The following is a 25,523-nucleotide window of genomic DNA, read 5'->3' as shown; positions in this document are numbered from 1 at the left end:
AAGTTTCTAAACCTCTTGCGGCATGCACGGAAGAGGCGTAGCTACCTGTGTAACGTTGCATAGCATCGTTTCTTAGAAGTACCGCTACGGAATCAACGGAGGTTTAGCAAATGCTCAATGCCGATCTCATCCACGGCGCAGCTGCGGCGGCTGCCTATTGTGGTCTGACTCGCCGCACCATCTATCATATGGTTGACCGCGGAGAGCTGCCGGTCATCCGCAAAGGTCGGATCATGTTCTTTCGCAAGAGCGAGCTGGATCGGGCTTTCAGCTCTCAAGCTGCGGCTAGCTAAAAAGAAACCCCCTCGCGGGTGGCGAGAGGGCTTCTGCGTCGAATTGGACCCCGACGCGCCAGCCAATCGCACACACCCGCTCCAACATCAAGTCGCACCCGCCAGGCTCGCTTCTGGTGACGAAGAGGTGCGCCATTTGGAGATGACACAATGGCTGATCTTAGTTTTTCGCGTCGTGGGCTGCTGGCCGGCGCCGCGTCACTTACTGCACTAGCGGCTCCGGCTCTTGCCTCTGCCGCGGCTGGTACCTCTGCTGCTTACGACGCAGGGTTGCTGCGGGTCATTGCAGCGTATCGCCGGGCTAAGAACGTGGCGGACGCTTGGCACGAGACCGTCTTCGATCCTGCGTCCACGGCATACCAGGCTGCTCGAGCGGCCGTACCGCACTACACAACTAAGGCGTCATTCGAGAACACCTTCGGCAAGATGGTCCACATGAGCACCGGCTGCCGGACATCCGAAGCCGTGATCGTCACAAGCCGCCGCGACCACTGGACCTATCAGGACGATGATTTCGGACGCTGCTGTACTGAGCTCGGCGAAGCGCTCGACCGGCGCAATGCCCAGCTTGAACAGATCGACGCGGAGTGGCTGGCCAGGGGGCTGAACCAGCAGAGCGACGCGTTGGGCGATAAGTGGTTCGCGGCGTTCAGCGAAGTCTATGCGTACCCGGTTCGCACAGTCGAGGATCTCACTCTCAAGATCGAGACGGTCCGCAGCGTTGATGAAGATCCATACGACATCGACATCCTCGTGGCGGATCTGAACCGCATCAGCGGGAGGTTCTAATCATGGGCAGGATGGAAAGGCTTATGCCGGCGCCGCCGGCTGCGATCTCGCGCATGCTTGCCACGTTCAACCGGCACCAGCTGGAAGGCTTCATCGCCGTTGCGATCGACCTCCTCGACCTCGCTGATGGCAATCCCGACGAGGAGGAGGGGGATGTGGAGGACTCGTTCGCCCACTCGTGGATCGCGCTTGGCTTTGGTCGACGTGTCCCTGGCGACATCACGGCCGATGCTGACGATCCGGCGTACGCTGAGTGGCACACGTTGCGGGAGTCGCAGAAGAAAGGGCAGTGCCTCATCACCCAGAACGAGGACGACGAGGAGGACGACCCCGCCGGGCAGTACGACGAGGACTGCTACAGCGCCAAGAGACCAGCAATCGGTGGACCGGGCTGCTCGATCAGCGATCCTGGCGGCGAAGAAGATGCAATCTAGCCGCGAGAAAAGCCTGCTTTCGCATCCATCGCGGGATGACTTCGGCTCCTGCAATTGCCGCGATTCAAAGCATGCGAAAGCATGCGTAATCAGGGTGTCGCATTCAACACGGAGGCGGCACGTGCAAGAATTACCCGGCGAGATACTCGCATTCTCGATTGCTGAAACCGCTCGGCGGACAAGCCTTTCAAAAGCTACAGTGTGGCGCCGTGTCCGCGACGGAACGATTCCCACAGTGATGGTGGGCAAGCGGCGGCTCATACCCGCTGCAAGCCTCCGCAAGCTCGTAGGTGCTGCATGAGCGCCGTTGCCATCGAGCCTGCGCTCATCCGCGTCCGCGAACTGCCGAACGAGGCTGGCTATGAAGTCGAGCGATACGGCGTTCTCGGCCGTCGCGCGATCGGCTTCCGGCTGCATGCTTGCGATGCCAACCAGCTCGCCCGTGAGCACCACGCTATCGATCAGCTGTTCCATGTCGATGGTGCGATGCCGGCGCCGATCCTCCAGCTTTGGGAGCCTTGCGCGTGAAGACGGTCGCAGGGCCGGTGAAGTCCGGCGTCGAGGTTCATCCTGTGCCGGGTGGCTGGGGTGTGTTCGCCGCGGTGTCCGCCGATATGCGGGAAATGCAGTGGTACGAGGGCACGCGCGAAGCCGCGAACCAGTGGGCGTCTGAGTACTTCGAGGACACGTTCCCCGGCATCTTTGCGATCACCGGCACTGCGCCTTACCTCAAGCTCGCGGAGGTGCCCCGTGATGCCTAGACAACGACGCCGCCCGGGCAAGGGCCGGCGCGCTGATCTCTTTGCGGGTGATCGGCTCCCTTCATACCGGATCGGGTTGATGGTCGCAAGATCGCGGCCGTCCGTAGAAGCGCGGCAATCGCCACCGGCATGGTGCTCGACATGACGGCTCGCACCCTCATCAACTCGCCCGCAACCCGCGCCGATCTCGATCATGCGATGGTGAATGCCGCGCCGCACCTGCGGCCGATCGTGAAGGCCGTGCGCGACCATGGCGTGGACATGCTCTTTGCGGGGCAGGGCGCCGGAGCCTTCAGGGTTCCTGCTGGCACGACACGCCCGGTCATCTTCATGGTCGGCGACGACTTCGACAAGGCCCTCGGCCCGGAAGGCTTCCACATGCCCTCGATTCGGCGTGCAATCCGGTCGTCCCACTCTTTCGCCATCATATCGAGTGGGCCGCAGGCAGACGCGTACACAGCGATGGCTCTCGCGGCAGCCGCGACTCGGCAGAACACCGTCATTGTTGAGACCCGGCCCGAGCAGGAGATTGCCTGGCTCGCGCTGGTGCAGAAGCTCGCGCCTGGCCGGTTCATCTGGCTCGCGACGGTCGAAGGGGGGCATGCGTGAACGCGTCCTCTACTATGAGCGTCGACCTGCAAGCGGCAGCACTCAACTACGCAGCGAAGGGGCTGCCGGTCTTTCCATGCGACGAGAACAAGCAGCCGCTGGTAAAAGAGGGCTTTCAGTCGGCAAGCAAAGATCCGGAGACGGTGCGGGGCTGGTGGGCGCGTTGGCCTGAAGCAATGATCGGCATGCCGACCGGGGCTGCCACTGGGTTCTGGGCGCTCGACATAGACGATCCGGAGCAGTTCGAGAGCTCTTGTCGCTTCGATATGCCCGCCACGCGCCGCGTCGACACCGGCAAGGGCTATCACTTGTATTTCAAGTATGACCCGGCGGCGCCGATGCGGAACCACCAGCGGCACCCGAAGCGGGGCTGGCCGTTCTCCGAGCTGCCCGGCGCGGAGACGCGAGGGGATGGCGGCTATGTCATCGTCCCGCCATCGCTGCATCCAAGTGGTCGGCGCTATGCCTGGCATGATGGCTCAACCGTGGTCGAGGCGCCGGCCGAGTTGCTCGCTGTCATCCTGAGGGGCTCCAGCCGGGATCAGAAGCCGAGCAGTGAGTTTAAAACTGACGGCGCCGATACACGCTATGGCTTGGCTGCGCTCGATCGAGAGTGTGCCGCCGTCCGTTCGGCCGGCAACGGCGAACAGGAGTGCGCGCTGAACGAGGCGGCGCTGAAGATCGGTGCGCTTGTCGCTGGTGGTGAGCTTACGATCGGCACGGCGCAATCCAGCCTAATAGCCGCTGGCTTGGCGATGCCGTCCTACAATCCCCGGGATGCTTGGACGCCAGAGAAGATCGTTGCGAAGGTAGGGCGTGGTCTAGCAGATGGCGCAGCCAATCCCCGCAGCGCGCCTGACCGCGACGAGCCGACAGGATTTCGTGAGGCCGGCGATCCTGGGCCGCAGCATGATCATTACGATCATGACACGGGCGAGTGCTTCGATGAGCCTGAGCCCGATGCGGACGAATGGCCTTCGCTCGATCTGACCGCGTGTGCTGCCAAGAGGGCGCCTGCGCGGGAGTGGCTAGTGGATGGCTGGGTGCCTGCGAACAAAGCAACGCTGCTCGCTGGTGACGGCGGCATGGGCAAGTCGCTGCTCGCTCAAATACAGGCCACCTGCGTGGCGTTCGGGCGTCCATTCCTAGGCGTCGAGACGCGGCAGGCGAACGCAGCCTATCTGAGCTGGGAAGACGACGCAGAAGAGCTGTGGCGGCGTCAGGAGTCCATCTGTGAGGCAATGGCCATCCCTATGGCCTCTCTCGCCGGCCGCTTGCATCTTGTGTCCTATACACTGGAGGCGAACCCCTTCCTTGTGACGGCGGGCGACACCGGCGTGAGCGTCACACCCCTTGGCCGTAAGCTGGAGCGCTTGGTGGAGCGTCACTACATCGGATTGCTCATCCTCGACAACGCTTCTCAGACCGCGGGCATCGATCACAACGCGGTCGACCAGGTCGCTCCGTTCGCCCACTGGCTTGGCACTCTCGCGACCCAGCGCAACGGGGCGGTGGTTCTGCTCCATCACACCAATAAGGCGGGACAGGATTACCTAGGCTCGGTCGCCTACAATAATCAGTTCCGTTCCCGCATGCTGCTGGCACGGCCGGAGGAATGTGCCGACCCGGACGTGCGTGAGCTGACGAACCCCAAGGCCAACTATTCGCGCGCCGGCAATCGCATTGAAGTGCGCTGGTTCGCTGGTGCCTTCATCCGCGACGAGGATCTGGAACCCAGCGCGGCGGCCCAGCTGCGCGAACTATCGGCCGCGAACGCTCAGTGCGAGGCCTTCCTGCGCTGCCTGCGCCAGCGAGCGAGCGAGGGTGTCGAGCGGGCTGTCGGTCCCAGCTCTGGCCCCAACTACGCACCGTCTCAATTCGAGGGCATGCCGGAGGCTAAGGGGGTAAAGAAGGCTGCCCTGAAGGGGGCAATGGATCGTCTCTTCCGGATGGGCCGTATCGCCGTTCAGACAGTCGAGCGGCCAGGCAAATCAGGCACGAAAAACATCATCGTCGAGGTGCCCGATGGTTTCCCGAACGCATCCCCGAACGCTCCCCGAACACACTTCCCGAACGCTCCCGAACACCGGCCCGAACACCCCCGAGAACACACTACTAGTACTACGTACTATTCGGGCGCTGCCACTAGGGCCGCAGCGCCCTCCATGGAAGGAGAGGCGGATGACTGATGTGGGCGGCTTGCTGAAGTCGATGCGCCACAGCCCGCGATTCAACGGGAGGTCCAATCTTGCGCATAACGTCGGGCGTGTTCTCAGCACCTCAGGATGGCGAGCGATGGCGAAGTGGAAACCCGGCGAAAGTCCCAACCCTGGCGGGCGGCCGAAGATCGTGTTGGATGACGGCAGGACGCTGGTTCAAGTGGCGCGCGAGCACACCCTGAGCGCGGTCGAAACGCTTGTCACCTTGCTGGACGCGGAAAGCGAGGCGGTGCGAGCCACGGCCGCTACGGCGCTGCTGGATCGTGGCTGGGGTCGTCCGCGTCAGGATCTCGGAATCGAGCTCAAGTCGGACGAGGCTGCTGCGTCGATGCTGGAACAGGCGCGGCGTCGAGCCATGGGTGTGAGTGTACCCGCCCCTGCATCGTCTCATTAGAGTATACTTCGGCAATACGTCTCACGACATACCGGAAAGCGTGTTATAAGGGTTGATTGCGGGGTAACGAGACACTATGCATGTAACCTCTAGAGCCAAACGAGACAGGAGGTCTCCCATGCTGGTAGGTTACGCGCGTGTTAGTTCCGTTGGGCAATCGCTTGATCTTCAGGTGCAGGCCCTCAAGGATGCAGGCTGTCAGAAGGTCTACCAGGAGAAGCGCAGCGGAAAGAGCGGCACGGAGCGCCCTGAGCTTACCAAGGCGCTGGACCAGGCTCGAGAGGGCGATACGCTCGTTGTCACCCGCCTGGATCGCCTGGCGCGCTCTGTCGGCGATCTGCACGCGATCATGGGGCGACTGACTGCGGAGGGCGTGTCCTTCCGCTGTCTGCAGCAAGGGGGTGTCGACACGTCTTCCAGCACTGGCAAGCTCATGTTGGCGATCCTGGGCGCTGTCGCTGAGTTTGAGAACGATATACGCCGCGAACGTCAGAAGGACGGGATTGAGAAGGCGAAGGCTCAGGGCGTCTACAAGGGACGTCCGGCAACGATTGATGCCGCCAAGGTCCAGGCGCTCAAGGCGAGCGGCATGGGCGCTGCTGCCATCGCACGTGAGATGGGCATTGGTCGAGCCAGCGTTTATCGGGTGCTTCAGGATGCATGATCCCAAGCTGCTCAGCACCCGAACGCTTCACGGCGGGCGGATAAGGCTCGGGCGCATGAAGCTGGTGCAAACCTGGACCGAGACACGCGAGACGGGCGGCGCGTTGATAGAGCGCACACCCAAGCGGTGGGAGCAATGTTAGCCGCTGCCGGCATAGTCACGGCACGCGGCGGCAAGTGGCACGCGTCGAGCGTGCGGAACCTGCTGGCGAGACTAGAGCCCGCCAGCAGCACTCCCGATCACATCACAAAATCGACACCAGCAAACAGTTGATACTGCATCAGGCCGTAGTGCTCCGTGCTTTCAGAGAAGCCGAGCAGAAGGTCACCCTTGCTGAGACCGCTATCTAGGGCGCTCACCCAAGCCTGCTTGCCCCCGGCGTCGGCTTCACGATCCAGCGTGTTGTGGTACATGTAATCCACCAGCTGTTCGTTGGAGAAACCTGACGTTTTCTCTGCAAACTCAGCTGAGCCAGCGAAGCCGCTTGCGACTGAACTCAGCGAGGTTCCATCCTTCAGTTCAGCAACCCAGTTCAGGAGGCCTTGTTGATCTGGCAGTCGGTTGCCGAAGGTGTCGTACAAGGCCGCAATCTGCTGGAAGTCATTGTCCGTGGTCCATAAGCCTTTGGCCAAGACAGCAGCGGTCTGGTCGCGGTGCTCTTGGCTCTCGGAAAAACCAATCAGGACATCGGCTCTGCTGGTGCCGCTCTCGATGGCTTGCACCCAGCTTGCCTTGCCACCGGCATCGGACGGACGACCAAGAGCCGAGTTGTAGAGGTACTCAACGAAATCAGGCGTCGACAGATTGCCTGTGGCAGCGGAAAACTCCGGCGAGTTAAGGAAGCCGAGTGCTACATCCATTCTAGTGGTGCCCGCGCCTAAATCATCTAACCAGCTATCCAGGCCAACAGCGTCCGGCTCACGATTGAGAACGGCATCATAAAGCCGCAGCACGAAGGCTGCGTCGCTGTCCACATTGAAAGTAAGAGTGGCATCAAGGAAGTGAATATCCTCTACTTCGGAAAGGAAGTCTGCTTCTACTGTGGCGGAAAAGTTTTCAGACGATACTGTAAATAATTTCGCCAGCGCGGCATAAATCACAGCGTCAACCCCATCTCCGCCATATATGAACGAGCCAGATCCTACGGCGTGGAAGGTATCGTCGCCTGTTCCACCATCGAGATCATCGCTGCCACCTAGGCTAAAAAGTGTGTCATTGCCGCTGCCGCCATACAAGCGATCGTCCCCATACGACCCAATTATGTAGTCGTCGCCGCTCAACGCATCATCGAAAAACCCTATACGATCAGAGCTTGAAAATAGATCATCCGGACTGACGGTCAGCGCGACATCTGAAATCGTGAATTGGTGAACTGAGTTAAGGAACTCGTCGAGTGATCTGACGAGCCCTGAGGACAATGCTCCATCTTTGGAGATGCTTAAGGAATCTCCATGCAGGACATCAACGTACGGAGAGATGTTGCCGTATGAGTCCTGGTACCCGACAGTAATCGACTCACCATCCGCGACGTATGAGACCGGAGCCAGCGCGCTCGCAACTGCCGTCTCATACATGTCCAACGGGGCGTTGGGGTTGGCGACTATCCTCATCACAATCCAATCCGATACCTCGGCGAGGGTGATAGTCAGAAGTATTGAACACTGCCGGAACTACTATGGCTAACGAGCTGTTTACGATCAGCTGGATCCTTCATCGAGCGATTCAAGCCTCAGACGTCAATCTTCATGCTGCATTCCCATTAGGAGCAGCCCATGACCCCCGCAGAGATCCGCAGTGAAGTTATCGCCGACCTCGGCCGCTTCACCCATGACCCACTAGGCTTTGTGCTCTGGGCGTTCCCGTGGGGCGTAGAAGGCACCTCGCTGGCGAAAGAAGATGGCCCTGACCTCTGGCAGCGCGAGCAGCTGGAGGCGATCGGGGCTGATCTGCGAGCCAATCCGCACAAGCCCATTCAAGACGCTACCGCCTCAGGTCACGGCATCGGCAAGTCGTCGCAGGTGTCCTGGCTGATCCTATGGGCGGTGATGACGCACGAGGATACCCGTGGCGTGGTCACCGCCAACACTGAGGGCCAGCTGCGCACCAAGACCTGGCCGGAGCTGTCGAAGTGGTACTCGCTCCTGCAGTTCGACTGCCTGCGCGACATGTTCGTGCTGGAGGCCACCTCGATCCACTCGACGGAGAGCGGCCACGAGCGCACCTGGCGTATCGATGCCATCCCTTGGTCTGAGCGCAACACGGAGGCGTTCGCTGGCCTGCACAACGCGGGCAAGCGGGTGATCCTGCTCTTCGACGAGGCGTCCTCGATCATCGATCCCATCTGGGACACGGCCAGCGGCGGCCTGACGGATGCCGGGACTGAACTGCTGTGGCTGGCGTACGGTAATCCGACCAGGAACAGCGGGCGCTTCCGCGACGTGATCGTCGGCCGGTTCCGCAATCAGTGGCGCCATCGCATGATCGATGGGCGCAACGTCAAGAGGACGAACAAGGCCCAGCTGCAGGCCTGGATCGATGCATATGGCGAGGACAGCGACTTCGTGCGGGTTCGAGTCAAAGGGCAGTTCCCATCACGCTCCTCCTCGCAGTTCATCGGCACTGACCTGGTGCAGGCTGCTCGCAAGCGAGAAGTACCCATGCTGGCGTCCGATCCGCTGGTGTTTGGCGTGGACTGCGCCCGGTTCGGTGATGACCATTCGACCCTCGCCATTCGTCGCGGCCGAGATGCGCGGGGTATTGCCTGGCGCCAGTGGGAAGATCAGGACGCCATGACGTTGGCAGGTGACATCGCGCTCGAGGCTCAGCGCTGGAAGCCGGCTGCGATCTTCGTGGACGCGGGCAACATCGGTGCTGCTGTCATTGACAGGCTCCGGCAGCTTGGCGTCGAGAACGTCTACGAGATCTGGTTCGGCGGTAAGGGCCGTGACGCCGAGTGGGCCAACGGCATTCGGGTGAAAACGAAGAACAGGCGCGCCGAGATGTGGACCACCATGCGCTCCTGGCTGGCGACCGGCGCCATCCCCGACGAAGACAACCTAGAGGCGGATCTCACGGGGCCTGAGTACGGCTACGGCGCTGATCAGGTGTCGATCCAGCTTGAATCCAAGAAGGACATGAAAGCCCGTGGCATGCCTTCGCCCGATGATGGCGATGCTCTGGCGCTGACCTTTGCCGAGCCGGTCATGCCGGTTGAGAACTCGTTCTACTACAACCCGGCAACGGAGTTCGGGAGCCCTAAGCAATATGACCGGTACGAAGAGGTGGGTTGCTCTTCTCGCGTGCACTGATGCGCACCGACGCGTAAACCGATCGTCAAGCACAATGCTGTACCCGGCATCTGGGCAATCGGTGTGCAGCCGATCGGGGGCATTGTGGTTCTGGTTCTTTGCGGGCTTTCCGCCTGGCTGATTCTCGCCGGCTTCAACCACATGCTCGCAGGTACGCGCCTTGTGTCAGGGCGCATCCGCTGGTCACCCCTACAGCTCATCATCGGCGGGCTCGCGTACTCCACTGCCGCGTGTTGCCTTTCCTTAGCGCTCCACCTCTAGCGAGCGTCATAGCCGCGATTCAACCGCCGCCTCGCCTCGCTTAGCCTCTGTTAAACACGACGGAGGCGCAGATGCGCGAAGCCCAGCATTCCAGGTTTATAGCGTTCCGCGCGGGCGATCGTCTTGCCGGCGCCTTGCACGAGCGCGCCAGCTTGGCAGGTCTCACAGTTAGCGAACTCCTCCGCACCGTCGTGTCCGATCGAATGACCACCAGCGAAAGGGACGGCCATGAAACTGCTGACGCCTGAAAAATTCCACGAACGCCATGCCGAGCTAGTGGAGATGCGCGAGAAGGCAGATGCCGATTATCGCCGCGCCAACCTCGAAGCCGCGATGGGCACCGGTACTGACGCAGACGTGCTGACCGCCAAGCAAGCCCTCGACCTTGTCGTGGGTCAGTTGGAGGGTTTGGAGGCCGCTCGCGTTGAGTCTGATCGCATCCGCGCTGCTGAGGTGAGGCAGGCTCGCCAAGAGGCGTACAACAAGCTGTCGGAGGATACCGAAAGCCTGTTGGCCCAGCGTGAAGCGACCATCGCGCGCATCGAGAAGATCGCTCGAACCCTTGGCAATGAAATGGCCGAATATGATGCGCTGACGTCGCAGCTGCGCTCTGCCGTCACTGCCTATCGACCGCATTACAAGCCGGTGAACATGCCGGCCCACGTCGCCAGCAATCAGATGCAGGGTGCCTTCGAATCGCTCGCAAGAACCGAGATGCTCCTTCCGCTGGTCACTGCGGCCATCTCGAATGACGCGCGCGTGCTCCAAGGCATCACTCTGGCGGATCGCGAGCAAGGCGAGACCAAGAATGTCCTCCGCTGTGTTGGACGGATCGCGCCTGAAAGGGAACTGGCATGAGCAGCAAGAAACGGAGCGCGTTGCCTCCGGGCACGACCGCAGCGGCGCACAGGCCGCGCCTGCCGGTGTCTGGCTGGCACGCCGTGCAGGAGGCTCTTCGCGAGCAAGAGGAGCGCGGCCGTGATGGCGCCGGCGACGACACGCGCGGTGCTGATGTCGTGCGGGTGGTCCGGTGATGATCCTGGGCAGCTCGGGCGCGTTTACCCGCGGCACCGACGGCGTTGCAACCGCGAGCCTTCCGGAAAGCTGGGGCGGCTACCTCGCGGCGCAGATCGCCCGCGGTGAGGTCCCGATTGACCGCCAGGTGCAGCCGAACACGCCGCTTCCTCGCGCGCCTGCTGGCTACGTGTCCGCTTCTGGTTGGCAGGCGTGGGTAACGGGTCGACGCCGCGCCCTCGGCGGGAGGGGCTGACTATGTGCGGACCAGCGCTTCCAATCATAGCTGCTGGCATGGCGGCTGCAGGCGCTATCACCGGCGGTCTGGCCGCAAATGCTCAGTCACGCTTCAAGGCCAAGATCGCTGAGCAGAACGCCTCCATGGAGCGCGAGGCCGCACAGCAGGCGCTTCAGAACGGTCGCGAGGCCAACCTCGACCATTATCGTAAGCTGGGCCAACTCAAGGGTGCGCAGCGTGCCCGGGCCGCGGCCGGAGGTGTTAGTGTCGACTTCGGCACCGCTGCTTGGATCCAGGATGATACTGAGATGCTAGGGCGTGAGGACGCTCAGCGGATCTACCAGCAGACGCAGCAGAACGTGTGAGGCTTTGACATTCAGGCCTCCAACTACATGGGCGAGGCGAACGCTCAGCGCAGCGCAGGCACGATGGCGATCGTCAAAGCTGGGTTTGATGCAGCCGGATCGCTGCTCGATGGTGCGCAGCAGTACAAGAACATGAAGTCTGGCGCGCAAACGTACCAGCGCGGATATGACGGGATCTATTGATGCCGACTGTGCCTCACTTCTCCGCCTTCGATCGGCTGCGAGGAATGGCTCGCGAGATGCGGAGGGTGAGCCAGGAGCCTACGATGCCTGATCCTCCAGGCGTGAACAGGTCGGCGGCGAAGATCTATCCTGACAAGCAGACCGAGGCGGCGTTGCGGCTGTTAGCGAGTCCGCATTGGCGGCAGGCTCTTGAGCAGGAGTGATGCAGATCTCGGTTAAGCGTCCTTAACGCTGGAAGGTGAACAGGCCGACGATTTTTGTTAGGAGAAATTTACAGCCCGTTAAGAGTTGCAGCTCATCTTGAGGTTGCCTCGGCAGACCCACCCCCGCGTCGAGGTGTACCCGAACCAAGGCCGTAGGTTCTCCAGGACCTACGGCCTACCCGGTGCCTTAGATGACCTGCCCCATCCGTCTCGGTGAACTCATATGAACTACTCGGAAGCAGCATACTTCGACGGCTTTGCGGTTGCTCATGTCGCCGTGTGGCAGGAGCATCAGCGCATCCTTGCGATTGCGAAGGTTTGCCGTGCAAGGGGGCGTGAGCGCGCGGGCGCGCAGGGTTCTGAAGGGGGGCCCGCTGCTCGGAGAAACAGAGCTGCCGCAGTAGCGGATCCTGAGCGTGTGCGTCCTGCACCATTTCTTCTCAGGTCGGTTTGCTGAACTGCAATCGGCCGTTGGGCGACCTCATCGGGCTAGAGGTTAGCGCGGCCGGTAAGGTGGTTTGTGTGACCGCGCCGGACGATCAGCACCACAATTGGACGTCGCCTCAAGCGCTACCAACTGGGCCGTGCCGCAGGTCTCGATGCTGGGACCCCTTGGCGGCATGTCTGGCCGGAGCGAGCTTGCCGTGTCCCTAGCAGGGCGACCGACGGAGGAGTGAAGCCGTCACGCGCGGCGGACCTAGCCGCTAACGCTCCGCTGCCCTGTCAGGGCGGGGCTTGTATGAGCATTAAACAACAGGAGTTTATTGAAGACCGGTCCCTTGGAATTCCAGGGCACTCCGGCCTCACGCGTATCAACTTAGAGCCGAGCCGCTCTCCAAGTATGATCGCGCCCAATACCGCGCGAGTTCACGACCTTCGGGGAGGCGGTCGGTCTGATCTAACCGACGGGTAGCAAGCAACACGGTAGCGGTGATGGGATCGAGGAACGATACACCGCAATGAGTTCCTGTGGCCCAAACCACCTGACCGAACGCTTCAAAGCCATGCCAAGTGAGTACAGCCTCGTTCCTGACGCGAACAGGCTTGTTCGTTCGGATGCAAGCACCCTCAAGAGAGATGTCGACCAGGATACAGTCTTGGACCCCGTCGAGCACTTCTAGCCGAGCGGCAAGTCTTGTACGAAGTCGCGCGCTCACGCGCCGACCGGTCTGGCATGCCAAGTTCACAGATGGGGAGCTGGCCAACATCACGTCTTCATGCGCGAGGATGCTTAATAATTTGCTTAAAGGGGTGTGACTATGCGGGCGTAAACCGGCGAGCTTGCTTGATCAACCCTGCCTTAACTTTAGTGTGTCAACTTAGCTTGTGTCACGTGGCGGTGGCAGTCGGGAATGAAGCTTCACGGGGCTTGTATGCAATCAGCTTGGGCTATCACGATCGGGACAGCGGCCTTCACCGCCGTCGTGGCGAACTTATGCGCGCAATGGCGGTTCAGCCGTCAGCGAATGTGCGCGGCTGTAATCACCAAGTCTATAGTCATGACGTCCTTGACGTTGGCTGGCGTGATCGCTGCGGCAGCGCGGATGGCTGCACTACTAGCGGCTTTGGCGCTCTGCACCTCAGATAGGCTCCGTTTGGCGGGGCATTTGAGCCGGTGAACCGATCGTCGTGAACTGCTAACGGCTGCAAGTGGCATTCCTGTGCCACTAAGGAAGGCGCTCCGGCTCCGGCCGGCGCACCTTTTTGCTATGCTCTGCCGCCGCGGACCTGCACTCCGATTTACTTGCCTAAGGCCGCATAAGGCGGGGCCGCCCGGCGAAGCTTACCAATCGGATCGGCCGAAGGTTCGGGGGCGATCGTCGAGTAAGCTGTACGGGTCGTGTTCGACCTGGTTCGCCCTCTCATCGTAGTCGCACGCCAAGTGGAGCAATTGCCTCGCATCGGGATCGCCAACCATCCTCGCCAAGCGTCGACACCGGTCTGCCTCGCCATGAAGTAGTGCGGCTTTAGCAGCTGACATCGGGCTTTCCTCGTAGCACCTTGATGTCCGTCAATGCCGCCCAAGCTGCGATCGTTCCGCTTAGCCGTGCAAAAGAATCACATTGGCGCGGCAACTTCTCAGCGGCCGGCCATTGCGAACTGCGGCGCGCGCTCACGGTCGAGCAGTTGATCCGCTGCCTCAACCAGTGTGTCGGCGGTCTCGACGTCCACCAGCAGCTGGGTCACCGTCTTAAGATCGTGACAGCCGAGCCAAGGATGGCCATCCCCGTAAGAGTTGGCGATTGACGTGCTCACCTGATCGAGAGCGCGCATGGCTCCAAGGACACCGTGCTCCTTAACGAGTTGCTTGCGTAAGTCGCTAACGGCGCCGTTCATTTCCGCCAGGTGGCGGACCTCGAAGCGGTCGTAATCGGCCTGGAAGTCGTCAGCCGTCTTGCGGCAGCGCAATGCGGTGACCATCAGCATGATGTCGAGACGACGTAGCTTCTCAGCGCGACTCGGCCCGCCGGATGCCGCTGGGGATGCCGACGCGTGCGCTGGGTTCGTGATTGGCTGAACGGCCGCAGGCGCTGCGGCAGCAGAAACCGGAGCTGGCACGATCAGTACCGGCTCGGCAAGCGGCTGCGCCACGGCAGAGCTGGTGATCCCAAACGCGATGATTGCAGCAAAGACCGTACGCACGATACCAACGATGCCGCGAAGCTCGTGGCGGCGCGATACTAGGTTTGCAACTTCCATTTTCTAAGTTCCCCCCGCGGGTTACGTCCGCGTGAGACTAGATCGCCCATGATCTTTTACCGCCCCCTCAAGCGGCTTGGTTGATCGAACTTAACCAGTAACGCCGTTGCCGAGACCAATAGCTGCGCACGGACTTGCGCCGACGCTGCGCATCACTCCGGCACCCGCATAGCCACTAGGCGCAAGATTCGCCGTATCGCTCCGGGCCGGCTCACCTCGGGCGCATTGGCAGCTATCCAAGGGTCCACCAGTTCCAGGTCGTCCTTGCTCAGCTTGACGCCGACCTGAGTGCCGAAAGGCGTGTTCTGATTCTTGTAGTGGTTTGGCAAAGCCAGAACCCTCATTTGCGGGAAGAGGGGCTTGCATAACAAGCCGTCCGACTCAGCCAACCCTGCTGCAGGTAGCGCTTCCGCCACTCTGCCGTGTCGCATGCGTGTTGCGTGGAGCGGCGGTCACCCAATCGCAATTGGCGGAAAACCGCGGTATTCAGCGGCAACAGGATGCAACACGGCAATTTCCGCCTGTTCGGCGGTGACGTTGCAAGTTGCTGACTTCACTAGGAAAATATGGAGGCCCGAGCCGGAATCGAACCGGCGTGCAAGGATTTGCAGTCCTCTGCGTAACCACTCCGCCATCGGGCCATCCGGGGCGTGCCCCTTGCGGGGAGAAGCGCGCCTAGCAACCCTGCCGGGACTGCGCAACGGCTTTCGCGGGCGATGCTCGCCCGAACGCTCAGCGCACGGCGGTGCGGGGGTAGGCTTGCGGCTCGGCGGCATAGCCGTGGAAGAGGGCACGGGCGATGCTGGCGATGCGGCTCTCCCGGTTGAGGCGGTTGCCCTGGCCGGTGACGTAGATGGCGACGGCATAGGCGCGGCCGTCCGGCGCGCGGATGATGCCCACGTCGCTGGAGGTGTTGGCCAGCGAGCCGGTCTTGTGCAGCACGGTGGTGCCCATCGGCAGCAAGGCCGGAATGCGGCGCTTGCCGGTGACGCAGCGGCCCATCGCGCCCAGCAGCACGTCGCGGCTGGAACCGGAGAGCATCTGACCGTTGTAGATCTGCGAGAGCAGGCGGACCATCGCCAGCGGCGTTGCACTGTCGCGGCTGTCGATCGTGGTGGCGGGGTTCACCGCTCCATCGTCGCGCACGAGCGTGGCGATGTCGCGGTCGATGTGCCAGTCGGTCACGCCGGCGCGGCGCACCCAGTCGTTCACCGCGCGCGGGCCGCCGACGACCTTGAGCAGCGCATCGGTGGCGTAGTTGTTAGAGCGCGTGATCATCGCCTCGATCAGGCTGCGCGCGCTCATGTACGTGCCCGGACGCACCGGGGCGACGGAGCTGGAGAAGGGCTTCGATGGCAGCGGCATCATCATCGGGTATTCGGATGACAGGCTGAAGCGGCCCTGGTCCACGCCTTCCAGGAAGGTGGCGGCAATGGCGATCTTGCTGGTGCTGGCCATCGGGAAGCGCTGGTCGCCCAGCACATCCACCGTGCGGCCCGTGCCGAGATCGAGCGCGGCGACACCGATGCGTCCTTGCGAACCTTCGGCAAGTGCGGCGAGCTGTTGTTCGAAGCCGGACTGGTACGTGCGTGGTGCCCGCTGCTGGGTACCGAGCAGCGAATCGAACGCGCTCTGAACCTCATCGATGCCCGAGCTTTCGAGGCTGCCCGCGTGCGAAGGAGCGAGCGGCATGAGCATGGCGACGGCTGCCGCCGCAACCCGGAAGAATCGGTTCATATCAGTCCTGCCTGCCCCCGATGCAGGGCCACCCTAGATCATTCCACCTTGGCAAAGACTTAACTGCCGACCGTGCAAACGCCACAGCCCAGCGACAAGTTGCACTTTGCTTGCGATAATCGCAGGAACCCTCCGTCGCTTGTGACGAGCACGTGGGTCTCAGATGGCGTACTGCGCGCCCAGCTCGATGACCCGGTTGTGCGGAATGCGGTAGTAGTCCGTCGGGTCGGCGGCGTTGCGATAGAGCGCCAGGAACAGGAAATCCTGCCACAGTGGCATGCCGACATCGGCGGACATCGCGTAGTTGTTGCGGCCGATGAAGAAGCTGGCCTTGTCGGCGCCCGGGATGCGATCCGAGGCGGCGATCAGGTCGTCGCGCACGGCGGGCGACTCCATGAAGCCGTAACGCAGGGTCACCTTGCAGAAGTTCTCGTCGATCGGGGTGATCTCGAGTCGCTCGGCAGGGTCCACGGTGGGACGGCGCAGGACCTTGATGGTGGTGATGTAGTTGCGCCGGTGCAGCACGTGGTTGTGCTTGATGTTGTGCAGGAGCGCATGCGGGGTGAGGTCGCCCCGCGCGGTGAGGAACACGGCGACGCCCTCCACCCGGGCAGGCGGGCGCTTGGCCAGGATGCCCGCCATGTCGACCATCGGCACGGCGCCTTCGTTCTCCATGTCGGCGATGAAGCGGCGGCCGCGATTCCAGGTGAGGATCACCAGCAGCACGCCTGCGCCGACCAGCAGCGGCACCCAGCCGCCTTCGATCACGCGCAGGATGTTGGCGCCGAAGAACAACGTGTCGATCGCCAGGAACGGCAGGATGAGGGCGAGCGCCCAAGGCATGCTCCAGCCCCAGCGGCGGCGCAGCACCAGATAGGCCAGGCAGCAGGTGACCACCATCGTCCCGGTCACCGCGATGCCGTAAGCCGCCGCCATCGCCGAGGAGTTGCGGAAGCCGAGCGCCAGGATCACGACGCCGGCGAGCAGCAGCCAGTTGACCGCGCCGATGTAGATCTGGCCCGAATGCCCGGCCGAAGTCTGGCGGATGTTGAGGCGCGGCAGCAGGCCCAGTTGGATCGCCTGCTGGGTCAGCGAAAAGGCGCCGGTGATGACCGCCTGGCTGGCGATGATGGTCGCGGCGCAGGCCAGCAGCACCATCGGCAGGCGCACCGCGGGCGGGATCATCAGGAAGAACCAGTCCTGGTTGGCGAAGGCCTTTCCGCTCGCCTGCGCCACGTCCAGCGTGTGGATCGCAAAGGCGCCTTGGCCCAGGTAGTTGAGGGTGAGCGCGGGGAACACCAGCACGAACCAGGCGAGGCGGATCGGGCGCTTGCCGAAGTGGCCCATGTCCGCCGTCAGCGCCTCGGCGCCGGTGACCGTGAGGAATACGGCGCCCAGCACGAAGAGGCCGAGCACGCCGTGGTGGATCACGAACAGGACGCCATGCCAGGGCAGCAAGGCGGCGAGGATGCCGGGCCCATCGGCGATGTGGATCGCGCCCAGTAGCCCGAGCGCCACGAACCAGAGGATGCAGATCGGGCCGAACAGCTTGGCCACGGCGGCGGTGCCGCGCGATTGCACCAGGAACAGCGCGGCGAGGATCACCAGGCTGATCTCGAGGGTGCGGTGTTCGGTGAACCACGGGCCGATGCCATGGAGCGAGCGCATGCCCTCCACCGCCGAGAGCACGGAGAGGGCCGGCGTGATGATCGCGTCGCCATAGAACAGCGCTGCGCCGACCGCGCCGAGCACCAGCACCGTCCCGCCCATCGCTGCCTTCCCGGTCGCCAGCGCCAAGAGCGCGAGCACACCGCCTTCGCCTTCGTTGTCGGCGCGCATGAGGAACAGGACGTACTTGACCGTGACGATCAGGATCAGGGCCCAGAGCATCAGGCTCATCACCCCCAGGATCTCCTCGCGCACGAGGCCGTCGGAAGCGGCTTGGCCGAGCGCTTCGCGGAACGCGTAGAGCGGGCTGGTGCCGATATCGCCGAACACCACCCCGATCGCGCCCACCGTCAGCGGGAGCAGCGGGCCGGTAGGTTGGTGGGGTTCGTTGTGGTCGGAGCTTGCGGCAGGATCGGTGGGTAAAGACGCAGATGTCATCGGTGACACGCCTTGTGTGCACCCGCGAGATGGCGGGCGGCGCGCTTTACGCTCCTGCGTGCGGCGCGCAAGAGGGTTGAAGGGGTGGCTTCGCCTCCCCTCCTATGAAGAGGAAGGGAGAGAGACCTAAGCGTTCAACCCGCCATTGACGCTGATCACCTGCCCGGTGATCTTGCGAGCGCCATCGCCGCACAGGAACACCGCGAGCGGTGCAATGTCCTCGGCCGCGGGCAGGCCCAGCCCGGCCCGCGCCGCAGCCTTGGCCATGCGCTCGGAGCCCATCTTGCGCGCGCTGTCGCTGCCCTTGACATAGCTAGGCGAGATGCAGTGCGCACGGATGCCATCGCGGGTGGCTTCCAGCGCGAAGTTGCGGACGAAGCCGATGGTCCCGGCGCGGGCAGCACCGATCAGCGCCTGACGCGGAGCGGCGAATACGCCGGCGTCAGAGACGAACGCGATCAGCGTGCCGCCATCACGTGCCAGGTGCGGGTAGGCGGCATGGGCGAGGCGCTGCAGCCAACCGACCGAGAGGTCGAGGAATTGCCCGAATGCGGCAGGTTCGGTCTGCCGGAAAAGGCCAGTAATCCCGCCAGGACCGGTCGCAGTGCAATCGATCACCGCGTCGAGCCTGCCGAACTGCTCGACCACCTCGGCGACCAGCACCTCCGCAGCGTCGGCCTGCCAGATATCGACGAGGAAACCCTCCGCCGCCCCATGCGCGGCGAGCTCATCCACCAGCGCCGCGACCTTGTCCTGGCTGCGGCCATGGATCGCCAGCGTCCAGCCTTCCGCGTGTGCCGCGCGGGCGATGGCGCTGCCGACCGAGCCGCTGCCGCCGGCGAGCAGCATGACCTTGCCCGTTTGCGGGCCGGCGGCGCTCACGCTCAATCGTCGTCCGTATAGGCCGCGCGCAGGTCATCGGGCGCTAGGTCGGAGAACTTGGTGATGCGCGCCTCGAAGCGCAGCCGCACCTTGCCGGTGGCGCCGTGCCGCTGCTTGCCGACGATCAGTTCGGCAAGACCGGTGATGCGCTCCATCTTCTCCTTCCAGTCCTCCCACTTGGCGCGCACGTCGGGCGGATCGGTGTCGCTGGCCTCCTTGGGCTGGGTCGCCATCGCGTAGTAGTCCTCGCGATAGACGAACCACACCATGTCGGCGTCCTGCTCGATCGAGCCCGATTCGCGCAGGTCGGACAGCATCGGCCGCTTGTCGTCGCGCTGCTCGACCGCACGGCTGAGCTGCGAGAGTGCGATGACCGGCACGTGCAGCTCCTTGGCCAGCGTCTTCAAGCCGCGGCTGATCTCGGAGATCTCGTTCACGCGGTTGTCGCTGGCGCGGCCGCTGCCTTGCAGCAGCTGGAGGTAGTCGATCACGATCAGCCCGATGTCGTGACGGCGCTTGAGGCGCCGCGCGCGGGTGCGCAGGCCGGCGATGGTGAGGCCGGGCGTGTCGTCGATATAAAGCGGCAGCTCGGCCAGGCGCTGGCTGGCGAAGGAGAGCTGCTGGAAGTCCTCGCGGCTGATCTTGCCCATGCGCAGCGCCGATGAGCTGATGCCCGACTGCTCGGCCAGGATACGCGTGGCAAGCTGGTCGGCGCTCATTTCCAGGCTGAAGAACGCAGTGGCGGCGCCGACCGACTTCTCGATCGGGATGCCGTCGGCAATGTCGCGGCGCAGGCGCTCGGCGGCGTTGAAGGCGATGTTGGTGGCAAGCGAGGTCTTGCCCATGCCGGGACGCCCGGCGAGGATGATCAGGTCGGAATCGTGCAGGCCGCCGATCTTGCCGTTGATCGAATCGAACCCGGTGGTCTTGCCCGAGATGTGGCCGCCCGAGTTGAACGCCCTTTCGATCGATTCTATCGCGACGCGCGTGGCGGCGCTGAAGCTCTTGGCCTCGCTGCCGGTCGAGGCGCCTTCGGCCACTTTGTAGAGCGCGGCTTCGGCGTGTTCGATCTGCTCGAGCGGTTCGACCGACTCCGACGTGTCCATCGCCCCCTCAACGAGGCCGCGTCCGACCGACACCAGCTCGCGCAGCAAGGCGAGGTCATAGATTTGGTCTGCCAGTTCGCGCGGGGCGAGCAGGCCCTGTCCGTCGGCAGTAAGGCGCGCGAGGTAGGCGACCCCGCCCAGAGCCTTCAGCGCCTCGTCGGCTTCGAAATAGGGCCGCAGCGTGACGGGCGTGACCACCGCCTTGCGGTCGAGCAGCTGAGTCAGACGCTCGAAGATGCGGGCGTGGACGGGCTCGAAGAAGTGCCCGGGCGTGAGCGGGGTCTGCAGTTCCTCCAGCACGCGGTTGTCGATGAGGACGGCGCCCAGGAACGCGGCCTCGGCCTCAACGTTAGAGGGCAGCGCGCGAATCGCTGGGACTTCCGCATCGCGGACGAGAGAGGGTGCCGTTGCCATAAGCTGACGATTTTGCGCGTGGGCGCGGGTGGGGGCAAGCGAACTATTTCAGCATATTCTTCCACAGGCTGTGGATTGGACGAGGATCACGCGAAGGCGCGGAGTCGCGGCTGGACGAAGAAGAAAAGGTGGGTTCGCGCAGAGGCGCAGAGACGCAGAGAGGTCGTGCTTGCGGGAAAGCCGCGTTATCCTCTCACTGGTCAGAGCAAGAACAACCGTTCTCGAGAGGATAAAGCCTGCGGCGCTCAGCGGCCTCCTCTCTGCGCCTCTGCGCGAACCCACTTACTTCTTCCGCTCCGACTGAAGAGCTACCCTTCCCCGAATTGCCACAAAAGCGTAAGGCCCTTCGCCACCATGGCGGACCTGCGCATTTCCCACATCGAACTCGACGATGCGACCATCCTGTGGCGCAACGCCGATATTGAGCAGGAGCGCCGGATCGCGATCTTCGATCTTATCGAGGACAACACCTTCAAGCCGTTGCGCGCTTTTGAGGCCGGCCACCACGGGCCCTACCGCCTGCGCCTCTCCGTGCGGGACGGGCGGCTGTCGCTGGAGGTGTCAGGCGGCGAGGGCGAGCTGCTCGAATCGCTGATCCTGGGCCTTGCCCGCTTCCGCCGTCCGATCCGCGAATACTTCGCGATCTGCGAGAGTTACTATCAGGCGATCCGCAAGGCGACGCCGCTGGAGATCGAGACCATCGACATGGCCCGCCGGGGTGTCCACAACGAAGCGGCCGAGATGCTGCTCGAACGGCTGGAGGGCAAGGTAGAGACCGATTTCGCCACGGCCCGGCGGCTCTTCACCTTGATCTGCGTCCTGCACATCCGCGGCTGAGGGGGAGCACGGTGGCAAGAGCGAAGAAGCGGCGCGGCGGCGCACGGTCGAGCATGGGCGTGCGTATCGCGGCCGCGCTGCTGTTGGTGGCGCTGATCGGCGGCGGCTGGGCTTGGTGGCACTTGCACCATTGGACGCCCGAGCGTGCGGCCTTTCCGATGCAGGGCGTGGAAGTGGGCGCGGCGGACGGCGATGTCAACTTTGCGTCGCTCAAGGCAATCGGCGCCGACTTCGCCTACCTCGACGCCAGCGTCAGCGTCTTTGCGCGCGATCCGGCGTTCGTCGCGAACTTCGAAAAGGCGCGCGCCGCCGGCATGCCGGTGGGGGCGGTTCACCGGTACGATCCTTGCCAACCAGCTGGCCAGCAGGCAGCCAACTTCGTCACCACGGTGCCGCGCGATGCGGCGCTCTTGCCGCCGGCCGTGGAGCTCGACATGCTGGCGGACGCGTGCCCGGTGAAGGTTACCGACGCCAAGATGGAAAGCGAGTTGATGACCTTCCTCAACCAGGTCGAGACGCACACCGGCAAGGCCACGGTGCTGAAGATCACCAAGGCTTTCGAGGCGCGCTACGGCGTGGCGCGCAAGCTCGACCGCAACCTGTGGCTGGTGGAGGACCGCGTGCAGCCCGACTATGCAGGGCGGCCATGGACGATGTGGACGGCGAACACTGCGCTCGCGAACGAAGTGTCGGACCAGGGCTTGCGCTGGGTGGTGATCCAGCGATGATCGAGCGCGACGAACTGCTGGAGCTGGCGCGGAAGGCAGCAGCGAGCGCCTATGCGCCCTATTCGAACTTCCACGTCGGCGCCGCGCTGCTGTTCGCCGACGGCTCGGTGGTGACCGGGGCCAACGTCGAGAACGCGAGCTACGGCTTGTCGCTGTGCGCCGAGACGGTGGCGGTCGGCAAAGTGCTGAGCGGGGGCGGGCGGCGGGACCTGGTGTCCGTGGCCGTCACCGGCGGCGCGCCGGGCCGACCCGGGCAGGGCGCGACGGTCAGCCCATGCGGACGGTGCCGGCAGATGCTCAACGAAGTGGCGCAACTGGGCGGGACCGACCCGGTGGTCTGGTGCGATGGTGACGACGTGGTGGAGACCACGCTCTCCGCGTTGCTGCCCCACGCGTTCGGGCCGGCGAATCTCGCCTGACGCCAGATCCTCCCCTTGCAGGGGGAGGATTGATCCAGCCCGCTCGTAATGAATTGTCGCGACCTCATCGCGCGATTGCCGCACATCCGCTTCCCGGCTAGCGCCGCGCGCGATGGACTCGGACAGTGAACGGCCCCGCACCGGGTATCAGCCGGGATCCCCGCGCGAGCGGCTGATATCGTCCGCCTTGTCGATCGGCATCATCGTGCTGGTGGTGCTCGCCTTCGTATCCCAGGCGGTGGTCGCGCCCGAGCGGGCGAACCAGCGGCGCACGGTGACCTTCAGCGTCGAGGCGGACAATCCGAACAAGGCCGCGCGCACCACCCAGGCACGGCCGAAAGCGCCGCACGTGGCCACCCGCGCCAAGCCGCAGCCGGCCACGGCCACGCCCAAGCCGCCGATCACCATCCAGAAGCAAGTGGAGCGCCCCGACGCAGAGGATGGCATCCCCGGCTTCATCCACATGTCGAAGAGCGACCTTGCCGCCGCCGACATCGGCAAGATGAAGGGCAGCGCGCAAGGCTCCGACAGCAACGGCAAGGGCACGGACTCGCGCGCGGCCTATGGTCCGGGCGAGGGTCCTGGGGGCGTGCGCCTCTATGAAGCGGACTGGTACCGCCGGCCAACGGACGCCGAGCTTGCCACCTACATGCCGCAGAATGGTGGGCTGGAAGGCTGGGGCCTGATCGCCTGCCGCACGGTGGAGCGCTACCACGTCGAGGACTGCCAGATCTTGGGCGAATCGCCGCGCGGTTCCGGTTTCGGTCGGGCGGTGCAGAACGCGGCCTGGCAGTTCCTGGTCAAGCCACCACGGATCGACAACAAGCCGCAAGTGGGCGAGTGGGTGCGGATCCGGATCGACTATTCGGTGCGGAGGGGCGCGGGCTGATCCAATTGCTGCTTCCTTGTCCGTTCGTGTCGAGCGAAGTCGAGACACGGTGACGCTGTGTGTGGTGTCTCGACTTCGCTCGACACGAACGGGACGAGGAACGCCCCGCTCAAGGATAATCCACCACGTCGCCCACGCTCTCCCTCGCTTCCAGCCACTCGAGCAGCGCGCCCAGGCAATCGCGGCCGAGTTGCTTGGAGCGTTCCGGGCTCCACGCCTGGCGCGAGTCCGGGGCGTCGTCGTTGTCCTTGAACGGCATTTCCAGCGTCATGGATACGCAGCCCCGGCCGGAAAAGCGCTCGGCCAGCTGGTTGGTCGACATCGCCAGGTTGGCGCGACCGGCCGGGGTCACCGGATAGCCGCGCTTGGTCTGGAAGTCCGGCGTGCGGCGTTCCAGCGTCTGAGCGTAGCGGCGAAAGCCTTCGGACTGTTCGGGTCGAAGCGAAGGGATGCCCTCGAAGCCTGCCAGGAACACCGCCGGGATCGCCTCGTCGCCATGTACGTCCATGGCGAAGTCGACACCGCTCGCATCCATGGCATCGCGGATGGCGACCACTTCGGGAGAGCGCTCCATGGTTGGCGCCTCCCACTCGCGATTGAGGTTCATGCCCGCGGCATTGGTGCGCAAGTGGCCACGCGCAGAGCCGTCGGGATTAGCATTGGGCACGACGTGGATGCGGCAGCGGCGGCGCAGCTCGCGCGCGGTCGAGTTGGCGGGATCGGCCAGCATCTCCAGCGCGCCTTCCATCCACCACTCGGCCATCGATTCGCCCGGGTGCTGGCGGCCGTAGAACCAGACTTGCACCGGGCCTGCACCGGTCTCCAGGCAGTCGAGCGGGCGGCCGTCCAGCGTGGTGCCGAGGCAGCGATGGTCGACGCCCGGAGCCGCAGCGATTCGCGCCACCAGATCGTGGTGCCGCTCGGTCGAGTACGGTGCGAAGTAGGCGAACCAGGCGAGGTCGCTCGATGGGGTGTAGCGGATGGTGAGGGTGCCGCCGTCGGCGCTGCCGTCCCAGGTCGACGCCGCGATGCCCCAGAACTGCCGGTCCTCCGACACGCGCGCGTCGTAGCCCGGCCAACCCATCGGATAGGCCGAGCCGTTCAGCCCGGTGATGCGCAGCGTTACTTCTCGGCCGCGCGCGCCTGAGACGCGGAAGTGGAACCACTGGAAGAAGTCGGATGCGTGGTCGCGGCGAATGGCGAGCCGCGCTTCGTCGCCCTGGATGGAGAGAACTTCGATGTTGCCGGAATCGAATGCGGAGCTGATCTGGATGGTCATGGAACCACGATAGTTTCGCCCGACTCTCCCGGAAAGCCCCTGAACAGCGCCTGCGCCATCTTCGCGGCGCCGAGCGAAGTCTGCGCCAGCGGCGCGTTGGCGCGCACGGCAAAGCGGGCGCGGCCTTCCCACAGGTTCTGACCGCCGACGCGATCGCGGATCACGAGGCTTAGGCGGGTCTCAACTTGCTCGGGCGGCGGGCCCGACAGGTTGATGCCCAGGCCCACGCCCAGGCCCGAGCCATAGCTGCCGGTGCCGCCGCCGACACCGACCGAAACCGGACCGCCGCGGCGAACCGGCGCCAGCGTCTCGCGCTCGACATGCAGCAGCGCGACCTGACTACCTGCCGGGCCTCCGGGCAGTGCCTCGCTGTAGCCCAATCGGGTCAGTTCCTGCGCGACGGCGGCGGCGTAAGTGCGGAACTCGATGCTGGAACCATCGTCGCCCGGTGCCGGCTCGACGCGGATGGCGCCGCGGCCCAGCACGGTCGTGTCGGGCAAGTGGAAGCGCGTGACCTCGACCGGGCCCACCGGCGTGGCGCATCCAGAGAACAGCGTTCCGGCAACCAGCGCTGGCAGCAGCGCGCGAGCGATCGGCATCATGGCATCGTCTCCGTGGCACCTGCGGGTTTGTCCCGGTGCCACAAGGATTTGAGCGCTATGCCATGCGCTTGCAAGGGCTAGCGTGGCAG

The 25,523-nt window shown here is 63.9% G+C and carries 29 protein-coding genes and 1 tRNA gene; 20 read left to right on the top strand and 10 right to left on the bottom strand.

Annotated elements, in window-relative coordinates:
* The first annotated feature begins 110 nt into the window (after positions 1-110).
* The 10 genes from GV044_RS17675 to GV044_RS17630 all read left to right on the top strand — a co-directional run bounded on the left by GV044_RS17675 (position 111) and on the right by GV044_RS17630 (position 6,163).
* Entirely contained in the window at positions 111-293 is a 183-nt protein-coding gene (locus tag GV044_RS17675; RefSeq protein ID WP_159873297.1) for a helix-turn-helix domain-containing protein, read from the top strand.
* Between the two features lie 270 nt (positions 294-563).
* The gene (locus GV044_RS17670; RefSeq protein ID WP_236555069.1) at positions 564-1,082 is read left to right on the top strand and encodes a hypothetical protein; all 519 of its coding nucleotides are present in this window, start codon (positions 564-566) and stop codon (positions 1,080-1,082) included.
* Positions 1,083-1,105: 23 nt separating this feature from the next.
* Positions 1,106-1,516, top strand: a complete 411-nt coding sequence (locus GV044_RS17665) for a hypothetical protein (protein WP_159873293.1) — start codon at positions 1,106-1,108, stop codon at positions 1,514-1,516.
* Positions 1,506-1,817, top strand: coding sequence for a helix-turn-helix domain-containing protein (locus tag GV044_RS22860; protein WP_371741646.1), 312 nt, complete (start codon positions 1,506-1,508; stop codon positions 1,815-1,817). Before GV044_RS17665 ends, GV044_RS22860 begins: the two co-directional genes overlap by 11 nt.
* Positions 1,814-2,044, top strand: a complete 231-nt coding sequence (locus tag GV044_RS17655) for a hypothetical protein (RefSeq protein WP_159873289.1) — start codon at positions 1,814-1,816, stop codon at positions 2,042-2,044. Before GV044_RS22860 ends, GV044_RS17655 begins: the two co-directional genes overlap by 4 nt.
* Complete coding sequence (locus tag GV044_RS17650) at positions 2,041-2,277, top strand: hypothetical protein (protein WP_159873287.1); 237 nt, start codon at positions 2,041-2,043, stop codon at positions 2,275-2,277. Before GV044_RS17655 ends, GV044_RS17650 begins: the two co-directional genes overlap by 4 nt.
* Positions 2,278-2,406: 129 nt before the next feature.
* Complete coding sequence (locus GV044_RS17645) at positions 2,407-2,886, top strand: hypothetical protein (protein WP_159873285.1); 480 nt, start codon at positions 2,407-2,409, stop codon at positions 2,884-2,886.
* Positions 2,883-5,075 (top strand): bifunctional DNA primase/polymerase, encoded by a 2,193-nt coding sequence (locus GV044_RS17640; protein WP_159873283.1) that lies wholly within the window; start codon positions 2,883-2,885, stop codon positions 5,073-5,075. Before GV044_RS17645 ends, GV044_RS17640 begins: the two co-directional genes overlap by 4 nt.
* Positions 5,068-5,499, top strand: coding sequence for a hypothetical protein (locus GV044_RS21930; RefSeq protein ID WP_201299149.1), 432 nt, complete (start codon positions 5,068-5,070; stop codon positions 5,497-5,499). The genes GV044_RS17640 and GV044_RS21930 overlap by 8 nt, the downstream gene beginning before the upstream one ends.
* Before the next feature lie 76 nt (positions 5,500-5,575).
* Positions 5,576-6,163: a recombinase family protein gene (locus GV044_RS17630; protein WP_371741645.1), complete on the top strand. Its 588-nt coding sequence runs from the start codon at positions 5,576-5,578 to the stop codon at positions 6,161-6,163.
* 239 nt (positions 6,164-6,402) lie between these two features.
* Here GV044_RS17630 and GV044_RS22660 read toward each other — a convergent pair whose 3' ends face one another.
* On the bottom strand, positions 6,403-7,737 hold the full coding sequence (locus GV044_RS22660) for a DUF4214 domain-containing protein (protein WP_305778441.1): 1,335 nt from the start codon (positions 7,735-7,737) through the stop codon (positions 6,403-6,405).
* Between the two features lie 198 nt (positions 7,738-7,935).
* Here GV044_RS22660 and GV044_RS17620 point away from each other — a divergent pair, with 198 nt between their 5' ends.
* From GV044_RS17620 to GV044_RS22300, 6 genes are all read left to right on the top strand, one after another.
* The gene (locus GV044_RS17620; RefSeq protein ID WP_201299148.1) at positions 7,936-9,471 is read left to right on the top strand and encodes a terminase; all 1,536 of its coding nucleotides are present in this window, start codon (positions 7,936-7,938) and stop codon (positions 9,469-9,471) included.
* A 489-nt stretch (positions 9,472-9,960) separates the two neighbouring features.
* Complete coding sequence (locus tag GV044_RS17615; protein WP_159873277.1) at positions 9,961-10,590, top strand: hypothetical protein; 630 nt, start codon at positions 9,961-9,963, stop codon at positions 10,588-10,590.
* On the top strand, positions 10,587-10,766 hold the full coding sequence (locus tag GV044_RS17610) for a hypothetical protein (RefSeq protein WP_159873275.1): 180 nt from the start codon (positions 10,587-10,589) through the stop codon (positions 10,764-10,766). The genes GV044_RS17615 and GV044_RS17610 overlap by 4 nt, the downstream gene beginning before the upstream one ends.
* Complete coding sequence (locus GV044_RS17605; protein WP_159873273.1) at positions 10,766-11,002, top strand: hypothetical protein; 237 nt, start codon at positions 10,766-10,768, stop codon at positions 11,000-11,002. Before GV044_RS17610 ends, GV044_RS17605 begins: the two co-directional genes overlap by 1 nt.
* 38 nt (positions 11,003-11,040) lie before the next feature.
* Complete coding sequence (locus tag GV044_RS22305) at positions 11,041-11,349, top strand: hypothetical protein (RefSeq protein ID WP_236555068.1); 309 nt, start codon at positions 11,041-11,043, stop codon at positions 11,347-11,349.
* Positions 11,350-11,376: 27 nt separating this feature from the next.
* Positions 11,377-11,532, top strand: coding sequence for a hypothetical protein (locus GV044_RS22300; RefSeq protein WP_236555067.1), 156 nt, complete (start codon positions 11,377-11,379; stop codon positions 11,530-11,532).
* A 1,015-nt stretch (positions 11,533-12,547) separates the two neighbouring features.
* On the opposite strand, the gene GV044_RS22855 is transcribed toward GV044_RS22300, so the two are convergent.
* The 7 genes from GV044_RS22855 to GV044_RS17565 form a co-directional block, all read right to left on the bottom strand.
* A complete protein-coding gene (locus GV044_RS22855; protein ID WP_371741644.1) occupies positions 12,548-12,943 on the bottom strand; it encodes a PilZ domain-containing protein in 396 nt (131 codons plus the stop codon).
* Between the two features lie 871 nt (positions 12,944-13,814).
* A complete protein-coding gene (locus tag GV044_RS17590; RefSeq protein ID WP_159873269.1) occupies positions 13,815-14,435 on the bottom strand; it encodes a hypothetical protein in 621 nt (206 codons plus the stop codon).
* A gap of 567 nt (positions 14,436-15,002) precedes the next feature.
* Positions 15,003-15,076, bottom strand: a tRNA-Cys gene (locus tag GV044_RS17585).
* Positions 15,077-15,167: 91 nt separating this feature from the next.
* Positions 15,168-16,172 (bottom strand): serine hydrolase, encoded by a 1,005-nt coding sequence (locus GV044_RS17580; protein ID WP_371741643.1) that lies wholly within the window; start codon positions 16,170-16,172, stop codon positions 15,168-15,170.
* 159 nt (positions 16,173-16,331) lie between these two features.
* A complete protein-coding gene (locus tag GV044_RS17575) occupies positions 16,332-18,278 on the bottom strand; it encodes a potassium transporter Kup (protein WP_159873267.1) in 1,947 nt (648 codons plus the stop codon).
* Between the two features lie 126 nt (positions 18,279-18,404).
* The gene (locus GV044_RS17570) at positions 18,405-19,160 is read right to left on the bottom strand and encodes an SDR family NAD(P)-dependent oxidoreductase (RefSeq protein WP_236555066.1); all 756 of its coding nucleotides are present in this window, start codon (positions 19,158-19,160) and stop codon (positions 18,405-18,407) included.
* Between the two features lie 2 nt (positions 19,161-19,162).
* Positions 19,163-20,680: a replicative DNA helicase gene (locus GV044_RS17565; RefSeq protein ID WP_159873265.1), complete on the bottom strand. Its 1,518-nt coding sequence runs from the start codon at positions 20,678-20,680 to the stop codon at positions 19,163-19,165.
* Positions 20,681-21,034: 354 nt separating this feature from the next.
* Between GV044_RS17565 and GV044_RS17560 the strand changes: the two genes are divergently transcribed.
* From GV044_RS17560 to GV044_RS17545, 4 genes are all read left to right on the top strand, one after another.
* Entirely contained in the window at positions 21,035-21,517 is a 483-nt protein-coding gene (locus tag GV044_RS17560; RefSeq protein WP_159873263.1) for a UPF0262 family protein, read from the top strand.
* A gap of 11 nt (positions 21,518-21,528) precedes the next feature.
* Entirely contained in the window at positions 21,529-22,245 is a 717-nt protein-coding gene (locus tag GV044_RS17555; RefSeq protein WP_236555065.1) for a glycoside hydrolase family 25 protein, read from the top strand.
* Positions 22,242-22,664 (top strand): cytidine deaminase, encoded by a 423-nt coding sequence (locus tag GV044_RS17550; protein WP_159873261.1) that lies wholly within the window; start codon positions 22,242-22,244, stop codon positions 22,662-22,664. Before GV044_RS17555 ends, GV044_RS17550 begins: the two co-directional genes overlap by 4 nt.
* A gap of 112 nt (positions 22,665-22,776) precedes the next feature.
* Entirely contained in the window at positions 22,777-23,553 is a 777-nt protein-coding gene (locus GV044_RS17545; protein WP_236555064.1) for a hypothetical protein, read from the top strand.
* A gap of 109 nt (positions 23,554-23,662) precedes the next feature.
* Here the strand turns inward: GV044_RS17545 and GV044_RS17540 are convergent, their stop codons facing one another.
* Entirely contained in the window at positions 23,663-24,832 is a 1,170-nt protein-coding gene (locus GV044_RS17540) for a M14-type cytosolic carboxypeptidase (protein ID WP_159873259.1), read from the bottom strand.
* Entirely contained in the window at positions 24,829-25,434 is a 606-nt protein-coding gene (locus tag GV044_RS17535; RefSeq protein WP_159873257.1) for a DUF4136 domain-containing protein, read from the bottom strand. The genes GV044_RS17540 and GV044_RS17535 overlap by 4 nt, the downstream gene beginning before the upstream one ends.
* Between the last annotated feature and the right edge of the window lie 89 nt (positions 25,435-25,523).

The sequence above is a fragment of the Novosphingobium sp. 9U genome (assembly GCF_902506425.1).
In the GTDB taxonomy this organism is placed as follows: domain Bacteria; phylum Pseudomonadota; class Alphaproteobacteria; order Sphingomonadales; family Sphingomonadaceae; genus Novosphingobium.
Note: the sequence above shows the minus strand (reverse complement) of the source record. Positions and strands in the feature narration are given on the sequence as shown.

Coding starts and splice junctions, on each gene's coding strand:
- GV044_RS17675 (WP_159873297.1), top strand. CDS start 111: ATGCTCAATGCCGATCTCATCCACGGCGCAGCTGCGGCGGCTGCCTAT.
- GV044_RS17665 (WP_159873293.1), top strand. CDS start 1,106: ATGCCGGCGCCGCCGGCTGCGATCTCGCGCATGCTTGCCACGTTCAAC.
- GV044_RS22860 (WP_371741646.1), top strand. CDS start 1,506: ATGCAATCTAGCCGCGAGAAAAGCCTGCTTTCGCATCCATCGCGGGAT.
- GV044_RS17655 (WP_159873289.1), top strand. CDS start 1,814: ATGAGCGCCGTTGCCATCGAGCCTGCGCTCATCCGCGTCCGCGAACTG.
- GV044_RS17645 (WP_159873285.1), top strand. CDS start 2,407: ATGGTGCTCGACATGACGGCTCGCACCCTCATCAACTCGCCCGCAACC.
- GV044_RS21930 (WP_201299149.1), top strand. CDS start 5,068: ATGACTGATGTGGGCGGCTTGCTGAAGTCGATGCGCCACAGCCCGCGA.
- GV044_RS17630 (WP_371741645.1), top strand. CDS start 5,576: ATGCATGTAACCTCTAGAGCCAAACGAGACAGGAGGTCTCCCATGCTG.
- GV044_RS22660 (WP_305778441.1), bottom strand. CDS start 7,737: ATGTATGAGACGGCAGTTGCGAGCGCGCTGGCTCCGGTCTCATACGTC.
- GV044_RS17620 (WP_201299148.1), top strand. CDS start 7,936: ATGACCCCCGCAGAGATCCGCAGTGAAGTTATCGCCGACCTCGGCCGC.
- GV044_RS17615 (WP_159873277.1), top strand. CDS start 9,961: ATGAAACTGCTGACGCCTGAAAAATTCCACGAACGCCATGCCGAGCTA.
- GV044_RS17610 (WP_159873275.1), top strand. CDS start 10,587: ATGAGCAGCAAGAAACGGAGCGCGTTGCCTCCGGGCACGACCGCAGCG.
- GV044_RS17605 (WP_159873273.1), top strand. CDS start 10,766: ATGATCCTGGGCAGCTCGGGCGCGTTTACCCGCGGCACCGACGGCGTT.
- GV044_RS22305 (WP_236555068.1), top strand. CDS start 11,041: ATGGCGGCTGCAGGCGCTATCACCGGCGGTCTGGCCGCAAATGCTCAG.
- GV044_RS22300 (WP_236555067.1), top strand. CDS start 11,377: ATGGGCGAGGCGAACGCTCAGCGCAGCGCAGGCACGATGGCGATCGTC.
- GV044_RS22855 (WP_371741644.1), bottom strand. CDS start 12,943: ATGTTGGCCAGCTCCCCATCTGTGAACTTGGCATGCCAGACCGGTCGG.
- GV044_RS17590 (WP_159873269.1), bottom strand. CDS start 14,435: ATGGAAGTTGCAAACCTAGTATCGCGCCGCCACGAGCTTCGCGGCATC.
- GV044_RS17580 (WP_371741643.1), bottom strand. CDS start 16,172: ATGAACCGATTCTTCCGGGTTGCGGCGGCAGCCGTCGCCATGCTCATG.
- GV044_RS17575 (WP_159873267.1), bottom strand. CDS start 18,278: ATGACATCTGCGTCTTTACCCACCGATCCTGCCGCAAGCTCCGACCAC.
- GV044_RS17565 (WP_159873265.1), bottom strand. CDS start 20,680: ATGGCAACGGCACCCTCTCTCGTCCGCGATGCGGAAGTCCCAGCGATT.
- GV044_RS17560 (WP_159873263.1), top strand. CDS start 21,035: ATGGCGGACCTGCGCATTTCCCACATCGAACTCGACGATGCGACCATC.
- GV044_RS17550 (WP_159873261.1), top strand. CDS start 22,242: ATGATCGAGCGCGACGAACTGCTGGAGCTGGCGCGGAAGGCAGCAGCG.
- GV044_RS17545 (WP_236555064.1), top strand. CDS start 22,777: ATGGACTCGGACAGTGAACGGCCCCGCACCGGGTATCAGCCGGGATCC.
- GV044_RS17540 (WP_159873259.1), bottom strand. CDS start 24,832: ATGACCATCCAGATCAGCTCCGCATTCGATTCCGGCAACATCGAAGTT.
- GV044_RS17535 (WP_159873257.1), bottom strand. CDS start 25,434: ATGATGCCGATCGCTCGCGCGCTGCTGCCAGCGCTGGTTGCCGGAACG.